This is a genomic window from Microbacterium sp. T3-8 (assembly GCF_055398145.1).
In genome coordinates this window covers 1,916,548-1,932,250 of record NZ_AP027918.1, presented here as the reverse complement: position 1 = coordinate 1,932,250, position 15,703 = coordinate 1,916,548, and the positions used below count along the sequence as shown (strand labels likewise).

At 69.3% G+C, this 15,703-nt stretch carries 11 protein-coding genes; 3 read left to right on the top strand and 8 right to left on the bottom strand.

Annotation, left to right across the window (positions count from 1 at the left end; translation table 11 throughout):
- Window positions 1–2: 2 nt before the first annotated feature.
- The 4 genes from dinB to gatC are packed head-to-tail and all read right to left on the bottom strand — an operon-like array spanning window position 3 to window position 4,637.
- Window positions 3–1,259 carry a DNA polymerase IV gene (gene dinB / locus ACZ5Y9_RS09115; protein WP_464471179.1) on the bottom strand — a complete coding sequence of 419 codons (1,257 nt, stop codon included), beginning with the start codon at window positions 1,257–1,259 and terminating at the stop codon, window positions 3–5.
- A 50-nt stretch (window positions 1,260–1,309) separates the two neighbouring features.
- Window positions 1,310–2,824: an Asp-tRNA(Asn)/Glu-tRNA(Gln) amidotransferase subunit GatB gene (gatB, locus tag ACZ5Y9_RS09110; RefSeq protein WP_336640425.1), complete on the bottom strand. Its 1,515-nt coding sequence runs from the start codon at window positions 2,822–2,824 to the stop codon at window positions 1,310–1,312.
- On the bottom strand, window positions 2,824–4,341 hold the full coding sequence (gatA, locus tag ACZ5Y9_RS09105) for an Asp-tRNA(Asn)/Glu-tRNA(Gln) amidotransferase subunit GatA (protein ID WP_464471178.1): 1,518 nt from the start codon (window positions 4,339–4,341) through the stop codon (window positions 2,824–2,826). The genes gatB and gatA overlap by 1 nt, the downstream gene beginning before the upstream one ends.
- Entirely contained in the window at window positions 4,338–4,637 is a 300-nt protein-coding gene (gatC, locus tag ACZ5Y9_RS09100; protein ID WP_029259178.1) for an Asp-tRNA(Asn)/Glu-tRNA(Gln) amidotransferase subunit GatC, read from the bottom strand. Before gatC ends, gatA begins: the two co-directional genes overlap by 4 nt.
- A 62-nt stretch (window positions 4,638–4,699) precedes the next feature.
- Between gatC and ACZ5Y9_RS09095 the strand changes: the two genes are divergently transcribed.
- Complete coding sequence (locus ACZ5Y9_RS09095) at window positions 4,700–6,412, top strand: long-chain-fatty-acid--CoA ligase (RefSeq protein WP_464471177.1); 1,713 nt, start codon at window positions 4,700–4,702, stop codon at window positions 6,410–6,412.
- A 48-nt stretch (window positions 6,413–6,460) separates the two neighbouring features.
- Window positions 6,461–8,308, top strand: coding sequence for a DEAD/DEAH box helicase (locus ACZ5Y9_RS09090; RefSeq protein ID WP_407665532.1), 1,848 nt, complete (start codon window positions 6,461–6,463; stop codon window positions 8,306–8,308).
- Between the two features lie 15 nt (window positions 8,309–8,323).
- On the opposite strand, the gene ACZ5Y9_RS09085 is transcribed toward ACZ5Y9_RS09090, so the two are convergent.
- Genes ACZ5Y9_RS09085 through ACZ5Y9_RS09070 form a run of 4 tightly spaced genes read right to left on the bottom strand, consistent with a single transcriptional unit; the run spans window position 8,324 to window position 13,448 of the window.
- The gene (locus ACZ5Y9_RS09085; protein WP_464471176.1) at window positions 8,324–8,794 is read right to left on the bottom strand and encodes a hypothetical protein; all 471 of its coding nucleotides are present in this window, start codon (window positions 8,792–8,794) and stop codon (window positions 8,324–8,326) included.
- On the bottom strand, window positions 8,791–11,124 hold the full coding sequence (gene ligA, locus ACZ5Y9_RS09080; RefSeq protein WP_247622571.1) for an NAD-dependent DNA ligase LigA: 2,334 nt from the start codon (window positions 11,122–11,124) through the stop codon (window positions 8,791–8,793). The genes ACZ5Y9_RS09085 and ligA overlap by 4 nt, the downstream gene beginning before the upstream one ends.
- A 44-nt stretch (window positions 11,125–11,168) precedes the next feature.
- Window positions 11,169–12,248 carry a tRNA 2-thiouridine(34) synthase MnmA gene (mnmA, locus tag ACZ5Y9_RS09075; protein ID WP_247624695.1) on the bottom strand — a complete coding sequence of 360 codons (1,080 nt, stop codon included), beginning with the start codon at window positions 12,246–12,248 and terminating at the stop codon, window positions 11,169–11,171.
- 27 nt (window positions 12,249–12,275) lie between these two features.
- Complete coding sequence (locus ACZ5Y9_RS09070) at window positions 12,276–13,448, bottom strand: cysteine desulfurase family protein (protein WP_464471175.1); 1,173 nt, start codon at window positions 13,446–13,448, stop codon at window positions 12,276–12,278.
- Between the two features lie 92 nt (window positions 13,449–13,540).
- On the opposite strand from ACZ5Y9_RS09070, the gene glgX reads away from it, so the two are divergent.
- Entirely contained in the window at window positions 13,541–15,613 is a 2,073-nt protein-coding gene (glgX, locus tag ACZ5Y9_RS09065) for a glycogen debranching protein GlgX (RefSeq protein ID WP_464471174.1), read from the top strand.
- Window positions 15,614–15,703: the final 90 nt, after the last annotated feature.

Here is a 15,703-nt window from a genome sequence, read left to right as displayed (position 1 = left end):
CGTCAATCCACGCCGTGCGCCCGAGGATGCTGTGCAGCACCGCGCCCTTCGCCGCGCCCGATGTGTCGCGCGCGCGTGATGGTCGCAGTCCCGAAGCGAGCCACGGCATCGTCGACCGCTCCCTCGACCCGCCTCCAGTCCTCGTCGTCGTCCCACAGCCCCATCCCACCGCCGCCCGCCGGCTGCAGCTTCTCGGCACGCACTCCGACGAGCCTGATCGGGTCACGACGGTCGATCTGCTCGAACAGCGCCTGGGCGGCCTCGCCGATGCGCTGTCCGACCGCGGTGGGTTCCGACAGCGTCTGAGAGCGGTTCACGGTGCGGAAGTCGTCGAAACGGATCTTGATCGAGACCGTCGCCGCCTCCCACTGCGCACGGCGAAGACGGGCGGCGACGCGGTCCGCGAGCCGCAACAGTTCCGCTCGCAGGAACGGACGATCGAGGATGTCGTGCTCGAACGTCTCCTCGTGTCCGATGCTCTTCTCCACACGCTCGGTGTCGACGGCTCGGGCGTCTTCTCCGCGGGCGAGCTGCGCCAGACGGGCGCTCAGCGCCGAGCCGACGGCGCGGTCGAGCATCTCCGGAGAGGACTCACGGATGTCGCCGATGGTCCGGATGCCACGCGCCTCGAGCGCCTCCGCAGCCTTCGGACCGACACCCCACATCGCGCGGACCGGCCGCGGCGAGAGGAACTCGAGCGTGCGTGCCGCCGGGACGACGAGCATTCCGTCGGGTTTCGCGATCGTCGATGCCATCTTCGCGACGTGCTTGGTCGCCGCGACGCCGACGCTGCACGTGATACCGACCTCGTCCGCCACGCGCTCGCGCACGAGCCGGGCGATCACCCCCGGGCTCCCCCACAACCGGCGCACGCCCTGCACATCGAGGAACGCCTCGTCGACGGACAGCGGCTCGACCAGCGGCGTGAACGACTCGAAGATCGCCATCACCTGTCGGGAGACCTCTTGATACCGGTGGAAGTGCGGCATCACGATCCGCGCCGAGGGGCAGAGCCTGATCGCCTGGGAGACCGGCATGGCCGAGCGGACCCCGTAGCGACGCGCCTCGTACGACGCGCTCGAGACGACCGACCGCCCGTCGGGCGCTCCGATGATGATCGGGAATCCACGAAGACCCGGATCGTCGAGCACCTCGACCGCCGCGTAGAAGGCGTCCATGTCGACGTGCAGGATGCGCGTTCCCGTGTCATCGGCTCCCGCCGACGACACCATGCGCCCTCTGCCGTCTCCGTGCCCCATGAGAACATTCTCCCTCGGACCACCGACACCGGCCCGAGGGAGAACAGGACCTACTGCGCGGCGCGCTCGAGGATCAGTTCGCGCACGCGCGCAGCGTCCGCCTGACCCTTCATCGCCTTCATGACCGCACCGATCACGGCACCGGCGGCCTGCACCTTGCCATCCTTGATCTTCGCCAGCACGTCCGGCTGTGCGGCGAACGCATCGTCGATCGCCGCGATCAGCGCGCCGTCGTCCGAGACGACCGCGAGGCCACGGGCGTCGACGACCTCCTGCGGCGTTCCCTCGCCGGCGATGACGCCCTCGAGCACCTGACGGGCGAGCTTGTCCGTCAGCGTTCCCGCGTCGACCAGCTTCTGCAGGGCGGCGACGTTCTGCGGGCTCACCAGGGCAGCGGCATCCTTCTCCTGGGCGTTGGCGAGACGGGCGATCTCGCCGGTCCACCACTTACGAGCGGCCGCGGGCGCGGCCCCGGCCGCGATCGTCGCCTCGACCTCGTCGAGGATGCCGCCGTTGCGCACGTCCTGGAACTCGAGATCGGTGAAGCCCCACTCGGTCATCAGACGACGACGCCGCGCGACGGGCTGCTCGGGCAGTGCCGCCCGCAGCTCCTCGATCAGTGCAGGGGCCGGCTCGACGGGGAGGAGATCCGGCTCCGGGAAGTAGCGGTAGTCATCGGCATCCGACTTCGGACGACCCGGAGACGTGGTTCCGGTGTCCTCGTGCCAGTGGCGCGTCTCCTGCGTGATGGAGCCGCCGTCGGCGAGGATCTGCGCCTGGCGCTGGATCTCGTACCGCACCGCACGCTCGACCGAGCGCATGGAGTTGACGTTCTTGGTCTCCGTGCGGGTGCCGAGCTTCTCCTCGCCCCGGCGTCGCAGGGAGACGTTCGCGTCGCAGCGCAGGTTGCCCCGCTCGAGACGGGCCTCGGAGATGCCGAGTCCACGCACGATGTCGCGGATCGCAGCGACGTAGGCCTTGGCGACCTCGGGAGCGCGGTGCTCCGTGCCGGTGATGACCTTCGTCACGATCTCGACCAGCGGCACGCCCGCGCGGTTGTAGTCGACCAGCGAGTACTCCGCACCCTGGATACGACCGGTCGCGCCGCCCATGTGGGTCAGCTTGCCGGCGTCCTCCTCCATGTGCGCGCGCTCGATCGGGATCGTGATGAGCGTGCCGTCCTCGAGCTCGACCTCGACCGACCCCTCGTACGCGATCGGCTCGTCGTACTGCGAGATCTGATAGTTCTTCCCGAGGTCGGGGTAGAAGTAGTTCTTGCGCGCGAAACGGCTCGACTCCGCGATCGAGCAGCCCAGGGCGAGCCCGAGGCTGATCGACGACCGGATCGCCGTCTCGTTCACGACGGGCAGTGAGCCGGGGAGACCGAGGTCGACCGGCGCGATCAGCGTGTTCGGCTCCGCGGCGTGATACGCCTCGTTCGCCGGGTTCGGCGCGTCCGAGAACATCTTCGTGTTCGTGTTCAGCTCGACGTGCACCTCGAATCCGAGCACGGGCTCGAACAGTTCGAGGGCCTTGTCGAAGTCCATGAGCTTGGCGGCGGCCATCAGCGGTTCCCTCCTGCGAGCTGGGGTGCGCGGGTGAGCAGCGGGGCGCCCCACGAATCGACGAGGAGCGTCTCGAGTGCGGCTCCCACACGGTAGAGGCGGGCGTCCTCACGCGCCGGAGCGATGAACTGGATGCCGACGGGGAGACCGTCGTCGTCCGCCAGGCCGCTCGGGATCGAGATCCCCGGCACACCCGCGAGGTTCACGGGAATCGTCGTGATGTCGTTGAGATACATCTGCAGCGGGTCGTCGATCTTCTCGCCGAGTTTGAACGCGGTCGTCGGCGCCGACGGCGTCGCGATCACGTCGACCTCCGCGAAGGCGGCGGCGAAGTCCTGCTGGATGAGCGTGCGCACCTTCTGGGCACTGCCGTAGTACGCGTCGTAGTATCCCGCCGACAGCGCGTAGGTGCCGAGGATGATGCGGCGCTTGACCTCGTCGCCGAAACCGGCGTCGCGCGTCGCCGACATGACGTCTTCGACGGTCGGGTTCCCGTCCGGAGTGACCCGCAGGCCGAAGCGCACCGAGTCGAACTTCGCGAGGTTGCTCGACGCCTCCGCGGGGAGGATCAGGTAGTACGCCGCCACACCGTATTCGAAGTGAGGTGCGCCGATCTCGACGATCTCGGCTCCCTGCGCCTCCATGAGCGCGAGCGAGGCGCGGAAGGATGCCGCGACACCCGGCTGGAAGCCGCTGTCGGGCAGTTCGCGGATGACACCGATCTTGAGGCCCTTGAGCACGTCGCCGCGCGCGCCCTCGCGGGCGGCGTCGGCGAACGACGGCCAGGCGTCCTTCAGCGACGTCGAGTCCTTCGGGTCGTGACCGGCGATGACATCGTGCAGGAGTCCGGAGTCGAGGACGGTGCGCGAGACGGGACCGACCTGGTCGAGGCTGGACGCCAGGGCGATCGCCCCGTAACGGCTGACCCCGCCATAGGTCGGCTTCACGCCTACCGTGCCGGTCACGTGCGCGGGCTGGCGGATCGATCCGCCGGTGTCCGAGCCGAGGGCGATCGGGGCCTCGAAAGCGGCGACGGCTGCAGCCGACCCACCGCCGGAACCGCCCGGGATGCGCTCCAGGTCCCATGGGTTGTGGGTGGGTCCGTAAGCCGAGTGCTCGGTCGACGAGCCCATCGCGAACTCGTCCATGTTGGTCTTGCCGAGGGGCACGAGACCTGCGGCGCGCGAGCGCGCGACGACCGTAGCGTCGTACGGCGAGCGGTATCCCTCGAGGATGCGTGAGCCGCTGGTGGTGGGCTGATCGGTCGTGACCAGCACGTCCTTGATCGCGAGCGGTACGCCGGCGAGCGGACCCAGTTCCTCCCCCGCGGCGCGGCGCGCGTCGATGGCCGCAGCGGCCTCGAGCGCCCCCGCGTTCACGTGCAGGAAGGCGTGGACGTCGCCGTCCACGGCGGCGATGCGGTCGAGGTGCGCCTGCGTCGCTTCGACGCTCGACACCTCCCCGGCGGCGAGCTTCGCCGCGAGGTCGGAGGCGTCCAGGCGGATGATGTCGCTCACTGCTCTTCTCCCAGGATCGCGGTGACGCGGAAGCGGCCGTCGGCGGCATCCGGAGCGTTCTGCAGCACCTGCTCGTGCGTCAGCGTCTGCCCGACGACGTCGGGACGGAAGACGTTGCTCAGCGGGATCGGGTGGCTCGTCGCGACGACGTCGGCGGTCGCGACCTCCGACACCTTCGCGATGTTGTCGACGATCGCGTCGAGCTGGCCCGTGAGCCGCGACACCTCGTCGTCGTTCAGCTGGATGCGTGCGAGCACACCGAGATGGCGCACGAGTTCGGGGGTGATTTCAGACACGCCTGCAAGTCTAGTCAGCGGCTTCCTCCACAGCCGCCTCCGCGCGTTCGATCCCTCCCCCTATGCTGGGGCGCGTGAGTACGTTCCAGCCTCCTCGCCCGTGGGTCGCCAGCTACGCAGACGGCGTCCCGGAAGACCTCGCTCCCGTCTCGGGATCCCTGATCGACATCGTCGCCGAGTCGGTGCGGGACTATCCCGATGCACCGGCTCTGCAGTTCTTCGGCCGCGAGACCACGTACGCCGAGTTGCAGGACGCGATCGACCGTGTCGCCGGCGGACTCCGCGATCTCGGCGTGCGCGCGGGCGACCCCGTCGCGATCGTGCTGCCAAACTGCCCTCAGCACATCGTCGCGTTCTATGCCGTCCTGCGGCTCGGAGCGGTCGTCGTCGAGCACAATCCGCTGTACACGCCCCGCGAGCTGCGGAAGCAGTTCGAGGACCACGGCGCGAAGCATGCGATCGTCTGGAACAAGGTCGTCTCGACCGTGCAGGAGTTCCCGTCCGATCTCGCGGTGTCGACCCTCGTCTCGGTCGACGTGACCACGGCGATGCCGTTCCTCACCCGAGTCGCGCTTCGCCTTCCCGTGGCGAAGGCTCGGGAATCCCGCGCGGCGCTCACCACTCGCGTCCGTGGAACGGTGACCTGGGAGTCGCTCGTCTCCCACGGCCCGATCCCCGAGTCGCATCCGCGCCCCTCGACGGACGACCTCGCCATCATCCAGTACACGTCGGGCACGACCGGCACCCCCAAGGGCGCCTCGCTGACCCATCGCAACCTCCTGGCCAATGCCGCGCAGGCCAAGGCGTGGGTCCCGTCGATCCAGCGCGGCAAGGGATGCGTCGTCTACGCCGTCCTCCCGATGTTCCACGCCTACGGCCTCACGCTGTGCCTCACGTTCGCGATGTCGATGGGTGCGCGCCTCGTGCTCTTCCCCAAGTTCGATCCCGATCTCGTGCTCGACGCGATGAAGAAACACCCCGCCACGTTCCTGCCCCTCGTGCCGCCGATCGCCGATCGCCTGCTCACGGCGGCGAACCAGAAGGGCGTCTCGCTCGACGGCATCGAGGTCGCGATCTCCGGCGCCATGGCGCTGCCCCACGAACTCGTCGTACCCTTCGAGGCGGCGACGCACGGTTTCCTCGTCGAGGGATACGGACTCAGCGAGTGCTCCCCCGTGCTCATGGCCAACCCCGTCGCCGACAACCGCGTGCCCGGCACCGTCGGTCTCCCGCTGCCCGGTACCGAGTGCCGCGTGGTCGATCCCGAGAATCCGACGGTCGATGTCCCGGCCGGATCGGCGGGCGAGCTCGTCGTGCGCGGTCCGCAGGTCTTCTCGGGCTATTACGGCAAGCCGGAGGAGACGGATGCCGTCTTCGCCGACGGCTGGTATCGCACGGGTGACATCGTCACGATCGATGACGCCGGCTTCGTGCGGATCGTGGACCGCATCAAAGAGCTCATCATCACGGGCGGGTTCAACGTCGCCCCCACCGAGGTCGAGAACGCGCTGCGGCAGCATCCGCAGATCGTCGATGCCGCGGTCGTCGGCCTTCCGAGCGCGCACTCCGGCGAAGAGGTCGCTGCAGCGATCGTCGTCGACGGCGGTGTCGATGTCGACGTCGAAGCGATCCGCGAGTTCGTGCGGGGGATCCTCACCCCTTACAAGGTTCCGCGCCGGCTGTTCGTGGTCGACGAACTGCCGAAATCCCTCATCGGAAAGGTGCTCCGGCGGCAGGTCAAGGAACGTCTTCTCGCACTCACCAGCGGTTCCTGAGGACGCCCTCACAGGCGCGCAGCACCCTCGGGGCGCTACCCTTGGGAAGTGACCCCTGAAGATGCAGTGCTGACCGACGCCCCCGAGGACTCCCCCGCGACCCCCGGATTCGAGGATCTCGGCATCACCGGGCCCGTCCTCAAAGCCATCCGTGACCTCGGCTACGAGACCCCGTCGCCCATCCAGGCGGCCACCATCCCGACGCTCCTCGCGGGTCGCGACGTCGTCGGCATGGCGCAGACCGGCACGGGAAAGACCGCGGCCTTCGCGCTGCCCGTCCTCGAGCGTCTCGACGTTTCGCAGAAGACGCCGCAGGCCCTCGTGCTCGCCCCGACCCGCGAACTCGCGCTCCAGGTGTGCGAGGCGTTCGAGTCGTACGCCTCGAAGATGAAGGGCGTCCACGTGCTGCCCGTCTACGGCGGCCAGGGCTACGGCGTCCAGTTGTCGGCTCTCCGCCGCGGCGTGCACGTGGTGGTCGGCACCCCCGGCCGCATCATGGACCACCTCGCCAAGGGCACGCTCGACCTCTCCGAGCTGCAGTACCTCGTGCTCGACGAGGCCGATGAGATGCTCAAGATGGGCTTCGCGGAAGACGTCGAGCAGATCCTCGCGCAGACGCCCGAGGAGAAGCAGGTCGCCCTCTTCTCCGCCACGATGCCGCCGCAGATCCGCCGTCTGGCGCAGAAGTACCTGCGCGATCCCGAAGAGATCAGCATCAAGTCGAAGACCGCGACCGGCACGAACATCACCCAGCGATACCTGGTGGTGTCCTATGCGCAGAAGGTCGATGCTCTGACCCGCATCCTCGAGGTCGAGAACTTCGACGGCATGATCGTCTTCGTCCGCACCAAGAACGAGACCGAGACGCTCGCCGAGAAGCTGCGTGCGCGCGGGTACTCGGCCGCGGCGATCAACGGCGACGTGCCGCAGGTGCAGCGCGAGCGCAGCGTCAACCAGCTCAAGGACGGCAAGCTCGACATCCTCGTCGCCACCGATGTCGCCGCCCGCGGCCTCGACGTCGAGCGCATCAGCCACGTCATCAACTTCGACATCCCGACCGACACGGAATCCTACGTGCACCGCATCGGTCGCACCGGCCGTGCCGGTCGCACCGGTGACGCGATCAGCTTCATCACTCCGCGTGAGCGCTACCTCCTCAAGCACATCGAGAAGGCGACGCGTCAGGAGCCGACGCAGATGCAGCTCCCGACCACGGAAGACGTCAACACCACGCGCCTCACCCGGTTCGACGACGCGATCACCGCCGCTCTCGGAGACGCCGCCCGGATCGAGTCGTTCCGCGATGTGGTCGCCCACTACGTCCGCAACCACGACGTCCCCGAGGGCGATGTCGCCGCGGCCCTCGCGATCGTCGCCCAGGGGGACACTCCCCTGCTGCTCGACCCGGCGGACGACCCTCTCGCGAAGGCCGTCGCCGCCGACAACCGCCCGCCGCGCGAACGCAACGCGCGCGACTCCCGCGAGCCCCGCACCGAACGCCGCGGGCGTGGCGACTACGCCGCCTACCGCATCGAGGTCGGCCGGCGCCACCGTGTCGAGCCGCGACAGATCGTCGGCGCGTTGGCGAACGAGGGCGGCCTCGGACGCGACGACTTCGGGGCGATCAACATCCGCCCCGACTTCTCGATCGTCGAGCTTCCCGCGAACCTCGACCCGGCCGTTCTCGAGAAGCTGAGCAGCACACGCATCTCGGGCCAGCTCATCGAGATCAAGCCGGATCGTGGACCGGGTGCGCGACGCGGCGGGCCGCGTGAGGGCGGCGCTCGCTTCGACCGACGCGACCGTGACGATCGTCCGCGCCGCAACGACGACAGCCGTCCGCCGCGTGGCGACCGCGAGGAGAAGCCGTTCCGCAAGCCGCGGCACAAGAACTGAGCGCTCGCGGCGGAGCTAGCCGGCCTCGCGCCGCGCGAGCTTCGCCGCGAGATCGACCAGCACCTCGGGTCGCGCCAGCAGAAGGCGCTGCTCAGGGTGACCGATCAACTGGTCGAGCAGCAGTTGAGCGCCGACGACCGTCGGGCGCCAGTACCCTCCGACGTGGTGGCGTCCGAGATCGAGGCGCTGCGCCTCTCCGCGGACGATGAGCTCCACCGAGCCGTCATCCGGTCCGATACCGACATCCTCCTGCGCCGCCGCAGCGAGAATTCCCAGCCCGATCGTGCTTGCCAGCCCCGGGTAACGGAATCCCGTCGTCGGAACGTCGAGCCGCACCGACGAGAGGTGCTCCCACGCGAACACCCGGCCTGCTCCGGCCCCGTGCCGGTGCACGACGACGTCTTCCGTGAGGCGGAGGTGGCCGCGCCCCGGGTCACCCACGACGAGCGCGCCCTCAGCGACGATGACCGGACCGTAACGCCTCATTCCGCCGAAGACACCTCGCCGAGCGCCTCGGGTCCCTCCGTCACCAGCAGGTGGAACTGCGCGGCGTCGAGGATGCGGATGCCGAGTTCCTCGGCCTTGCCAAGCTTGGATCCGGCCCCCGGTCCTGCGGCGACGAAGTCGGTCTTCTTCGAGACGCTCGAGGCCGCTTTTCCGCCGGCCTGGATGATCGCCTCCTGGGCGCCTTCACGCGTGTACCCGTCGAGCGAACCCGTGGCCACGATCGTCAGCCCCTCGAGCACGCCTCCGGCCGAGACGGCGGCTCCGGGGCCGGGGTGTCCGGGAGTCGCCCATTGCACTCCCGCCGCCGCCCACTGATCAACGATCGCGACGTGCCAATCCACGTCGAACCATGCCAGAAGGGAGTCGGCGATGATCCCGCCCACTCCTTCGACGGCCGCCAGCTCCTCGCGAGACGCCCCACGGATCGCATCGAGCGAGCCGAACCACTGGGCCAGTGCGCGCGCCGCGACCGGTCCGACGTGACGGATGTTGAGCGAGACGAGCAGGCGCCAGAGTTCCTTGGTCTTCGCCTTCTCCAGCTCCGCCAGCAGCGTCACGGCTTGGGACGACGGTTGAGGACCTTCGACACCCGACTTCTTCTCGGCTGCCGTCGGGTTGCGACGGAACGGCGCACGGGTCTTGACGATGCCGTCGTCGTCCTGCTTGGGCAGGCCGGTCTCGGCGTCGCGCACGAACAGCTCGATCGGGACCAGCTGCTCCAACGACAGGTCGAACAGGCCGGCCTCGGTCACGAGCGGCGGCTCCGCCGGTGAGGTCGGCTGAGTGAGCGCGGCCGCCGTCACCTCACCGAGCGCCTCGACATCGAGCGCACCACGCGAACCGATGTGCTCGACACGACCGCGCACCTGGGCGGGGCACGAGCGGGCGTTGGGGCAACGCAGATCGATGTCGCCCTCCTTCATCGCCCGCAACTCCGTGCCGCACTCGGGGCAGACCTCCGGCATCACGAACTCGCGCTCCGACCCGTCGCGACGCTCGACGACCGGTCCCAGCACCTCGGGGATCACGTCGCCGGCCTTGCGGAGCACGACCGTGTCTCCGATCAGCACGCCCTTCGCCTTGACCACGTCCTTGTTGTGCAGCGTGGCCTGGCGCACGACGGAACCCGCCACCTGCGCCGGGGCCATCACCGCGAAGGGTGTGGCGCGCCCGGTACGCCCGACCGAGACGACGATGTCGAGCAGCTTCGTCTGCACCTCTTCGGGCGGGTACTTGTAGGCGATCGCCCACCGGGGCGCCCGGCTCGTCGCGCCGAGCTCGTCGTGGAGTTCGAGTTCGTCGACCTTGACCACGATGCCGTCGAGCTCGTGTTCGATGTCGTGACGATGCTCGCCGAAGTACTCCACGAAGCCGGTGACCTCGTCGATGCTCGCGCAGACCTTCGTGTGCGGGCTCGTCGGGAGGCCCCAGGTCGAGAGGAGCTCATACACCTCGCTCTGAGCCGCGACCGGCGGGTTCTGCCAGGCGCCGATGCCGTGCACGTAGAGAGCGAGGGATTCGATGCGCAGCAGTCCCGCCTCGAGCTCGAGGCCGTCCTTCTTGTCGATCTGCTGGCGCAGCCCGCCACTGGCGGCGTTGCGGGGGTTGGCGAACGACGGGAACCGACGAGCGGCCGCCGTACGCGCCTTCTCCTCGTCGAACGGGCGCTTCGCACCGGTGCGGGCCTCCCAGCGCGCGAGCGCATCGGAGTAGGCGCGTTCCCGGAAGGACGCCTGCGCCGCGTTGAGTCGCTCGAACGCGGCCACCGGGATGAAGACCTCGCCGCGCACCTCGACGATCGCGGGATGCCCTTCGCCGTCCAGGCGCTCGGGGATCTCCGGCAGCCGCAGCGCGTTCTCGGTCACGATCTCGCCGACCCGTCCGTCGCCGCGCGTGGCCGCGGAGGTGAGGACGCCGTTCTCGTAGCGGAGATTGATCGCAAGACCGTCGATCTTCAGCTCGGTGAGCCACGCGACGTCACGACCGGCGGAGGCGCGGGTCTTCGCCGCCCACTCCCGGAGCTCGTCGAGGGAGAAAACGTTGTCGAGGCTGAGCATGCGCTCGGCGTGCTCGATCGTCGCGAGCCCTGTCGTCTCGGCCGCGCCGACCATCTGCGTGGGCGAATCCTGACCCTGCAGCTCGGGATGCAGACGCTCGAGTTCTTCGAGCCGACGCATCCACCCGTCGTAGGTCGCGTCGTCGACCAGCGAGGTATCGCGACCGTAGTAGGCATCCTTCGCTTCCAGGATGCGAGTGGTCAGCTCCTCGGCCTCGGTGCGGGCGTCTTCGAGCGAGATGATGTCGGGCACCCGGCAAGTCTACGAGCGGGCACCGACATTCGGAGGGGCGCCGCTCAGGCGTCGACCGGAACCGCCGAGACCGTCCGGTCGATGGTGAACTGGCCGAGCACGCGCGTACCGACGTAGAGCACCGCGGTCTGTCCGGGGGCGACGCCGTCGAGCGGCACGACCGGCACCACCCGCACGCCGTCTGCATCGACGGAAGCGGTCGCCTCGACCGGCTCGGCATGGGCGCGGATCTGCACGTGGCAGTCGAAGTCGGATGCCGTCGGCGCTGCCCCCGCCCAGCTGAATCTCGCGCCCGAGATCTCGCGGATCGCGAGCGCCTCCTTGGGACCGACGACGACCGTGTTCGACACGGGACGGACCTCGAGCACGAAGCGCGGCTTGCCGTCGGCGGCCGGGATGCCGAGCTTCAGGCCTCTGCGCTGTCCGACCGTGTAGCCGTGCGCCCCCTCGTGCGACCCGACGACGGCGCCGCTGCGGTCGACGATCTCGCCGGTCGCGGTGCCGACCTTCTCGGCCAGCCAGCCGCGCGTGTCGCCGTCGGGGATGAAGCAGATGTCATGGCTATCGGGCTTCTGCGCGACGCTCAGGCCGCGCTCCGCGGCCTCCGCGCGCACCAGAGCCTTGGACGGCGTCGTCCCCAGCGGGAAGTACGTGTGCGCGAGCTGCTCGGCCGTGAGCACTCCCAGCACATAGGACTGATCCTTCGCGTTGTCGGATGCGCGATGCAGCTCGAGCCCGCCCTCGCCGTCCACGAGTGTGGCGTAGTGCCCCGTGCAGACCGCATCGAAGCCCAGTTCGATCGCCCGCTCCAACAGTGCCGCGAACTTGATCTTCTCGTTGCAGCGCATGCACGGGTTGGGGGTGCGACCCGCCTGGTACTCCGAGATGAAGTCATCGATCACGTCGTCGCGGAACCGCTCCGAGAAGTCCCACACGTAGAAGGGGATGCCGAGCCGGTCCGCCGCGCGGCGCGCATCCATGGCGTCCTCGATCGTGCAACATCCCCGGCTGCCGGTGCGGAGAGTGCCACCGGCACGCGAGAGCGCGAGATGCACCCCCACGACCTCGTGGCCGGCCTCGACCGCGCGCGCCGCGGCAACGGCGGAGTCCACTCCGCCACTCATCGCCGCCAGGATTCGCATGGATCCAGTCTACGAGCGTGCGGCTGTGCCGGAGCCGGATGCGCGGAGATAGGCGTCTCCGATCACCTCCACGACGGCGGTGACGTCGTCGTCCGTCGACGTTCGTCCCAGGCTGAACCGCAGGACGCTCCGCGCATCCTGCTCGCTCCGCCCCATCGCCCGCACCACGTGCGAGGGCTCCGCGACCCCCGCCTGACACGCGGACCCGGTCGAGGCAGCGACGCCCGCGGTGTCGAGCAGGAAGAGCAGACTCTCCCCCACCGCCCCGGGAAAGAGGATGTGCGCGTTGCCCGGGAGCCGATCGACCGGGTCGCCGAGCAGCACGGCCTCGGGCACCCGCGCTCGGATGCCGGCGACCAACCGGTCCCGCAGCGCGCCGAGTCGGATCGCTTCGGCAGGACGCTCACGCTCGGCGAGCTCGAGAGCCGTGGCGAAGGCGGCGGCGCCCGGGACGTCCTGGGTACCGGCGCGGAGGCCGCGCTGCTGCGCCCCGCCCCGGAGCAACGGAGCCATGCGCGCGGTCCGGGCGACGATCAGAGCACCGACGCCGACCGGCGCTCCGATCTTGTGCCCGGCGAGGCTGAGGGCCACGAGCCCGACTCCCGTTCCGGCGTCACCGCGGAGTCGCCGGAACGACAGCGGCAGATGGCCGAGCGCGGCGACGGCATCCAGGTGCAGGGGCACGCCGGCCTCCGCCGCAGAGGAGGCCAGCTCTGCGGCGGGGTTCACCGTGCCCGCTTCGTTGTTCGCGACCAGCGCGGTGGCGAGGGCGGCTCCGGGGAGTGCCGCGGCGAAACGCCCCGGATCGATGAGCGCCGCCGAGGTCAGGGCGACGGGGCGCACGACCGCCCCCTCACTCTGGAGGGATTCCACGGTGTCCATGGTCGCGTGATGCTCACCGTCGGGCAGGACGATCGCGTCGCGTCCCTGAGCGCGGGCGCGCCAGCTCCCCTGGAGCGCGAGATTGATCGACTCGGTCCCGCCCGAGGTGAAGACGATCTCGATCGGGTCGGCGTCGAGCACCTCGGCCACCCGTTCACGCGACTCCTCGAGGAGCCGACGGGCATCCTGTCCGGCGCCGTGCGTCGACGATGCATTGCCGATCGTCTCGCTCGCGGCGAGCCAGGCATCGCGCGCCTCCGGGCGCAGCGGAGTCGTCGCGGCGTGGTCGAGATAGTGCATCTCTCCACTCTCCCCCATTCCGACGTGCATCGGCGCGCGGAACCCGGTTCTCACTGGTCCGACACCCGAGCACAGCACTCTAGGGTGTATTCATGCCCGAGACCCGAGTCTTCGCCGCGCCCGGCGGCACCACCCTCGACGATCTCGGCGTGCGTTTGCACGACGGGGTCGGCACGCTGCGCGTCTGGTCGCAGAATGCGTCCTCCGTCGAACTCGTGGTGTTCGACGCCACCGATCTCGACTGGGCGACCGACCAGGTCTCCCTCGAGCGCCTCCCGGGCGGTGTGTGGGAGGTCACGACACCGCTCCTCCAGCCCGGAACCCGGTACGCGATCCGCGTCGGTGGCCCGCACGGACCGGGCAATACGTTCAACCCCGAGACGCTGCTCCTCGATCCCTACTCCCGCGGCCTCGCCCAGGGCGGCGGGTACGAGGAGTGGCGGTCGGTCGTGATCGTCGACGGTTTCGACTGGGGGGACTCCCGCAAGCCGCGTGTCCCGCTCGACCGCACGATCATCTACGAGGGCCACCTCAAGGGCCTCACCAAGCGACAGCCCGATGTGCCGCCCGCCCTCCACGGCACCTACGCCGGGCTCGCCCACCCGGCGATGATCGAGTACTTCCACACGCTCGGGATCACCTCGATCGAACTCCTCCCCGTGCACGCGTTCGTCCCGGAGCCGCGCCTGCTCGAGCGCGGGCTCACGAACTACTGGGGCTACAACACGCTGAACTTCTTCACCCCGCACACCGCCTACGCCTCGGAGGATGCACGCAAGGAGGGACCCGAAGCGGTCCTCGCGGAGTTCAAGGGGATGGTACGTCTGCTCCACGAAGCCGGGCTCGAAGTCATCCTCGACGTCGTCTACAACCACACCTCCGAGGAGGGCATCGGCGGGCCCCGCTCCAGCCTGCGCGGTCTCGACAACGCGAACTACTACCGCCAGGACGCGAGCGGCGCGTACATCGACACGACCGGTTGCGGCAACACCCTGAACACGTCGACGGATGCCGGTGCACGCCTCGTGCTCGACTCCCTGCGCTACTGGGCGCAGGAGATGCAGATCGACGGGTTCCGCTTCGACCTCGCGACGTCGATCGCCCGCGACGCGGACCACACCTACTCCCCCGAGCATCCGCTCCTGACGGCGATCGCGAACGATCCGGTGCTGCGCGACACCAAACTGATCGCCGAGCCGTGGGACGTGGGGCTCGGCGGATGGCAGACCGGCAACTTCCCGGCCGGGTGGCACGAATGGAACGACCGCTACCGCGACCGCGTGCGCAACTTCTGGCTGAGCGACATCGACTACGCGCGTCGGGCGTCCGCGCCGGTCGGCATCGGCGGATTCGCGACGCGACTCGCCGGATCGTCGAACACGTTCGACGAGAAGCGCGGGCCGCTCGCGAGCGTCAACTTCGTCACAGCGCACGACGGCTTCACCCTGCACGATCTCGTCTCTTACGACGTCAAGCACAACGAGGCCAACGGCGAGCACAATCGCGACGGCGCGGACACGAACCGCGCCTTCAACCACGGTGTCGAGGGACCGACCGACGATGCCGCGATCCTCTCCGCCCGCCGCAAGGCGATGCGCAATCTCCTCGGCACGCTGCTGCTCTCGGCCGGTATCCCCATGCTCACCGCGGGCGATGAGGTCGGTCGCACGCAGCGGGGCAACAACAATGCCTACGCACAGGACTCCGCACTCACGTGGCTGGCCTGGGACTACGAACCGTGGCAGCTCGACCTGCAGGCGCACGTCGCACGTCTGATCGAGCTGCGCTCGCAGAACCCCGCACTGCGCCCGAGCCGGTACGCGCGCCTCGGCGAGCACATCCCGAACGCCTCGGTGATGGACTGGTTCGACCAGAACGGCGAGACGATGGAGAGCGATCAATGGACGGATCCGGGCAACCGCACGCTCCAGTACGTCGCGGCATCCACTCCGGATGCCGAGGACGCGAATCGCATCCTCCTGATCGTGCACGGCACCGAGTCCCCGATCGACGTACGGCTGCCCGAGGAGATCGAGGGCGCCACCCGCTTCGTGTCGCTCTGGTCCAGCGCGGACGAGCGTCCGTCGGACGACCGTGAGGTGTTCGCGCCCGGTGACGTCCTCCCCGTCGCCGGCACGTCGATGCGACTTTTCCTGGTCGAATGATGTCGGGTCGCGACGCGCTTGTCCACCCGGTATCGGAGGTCTGACCGGAGCGGTACATTCGGGATGTGGCTGCACGCGTCGGAAGTTCTC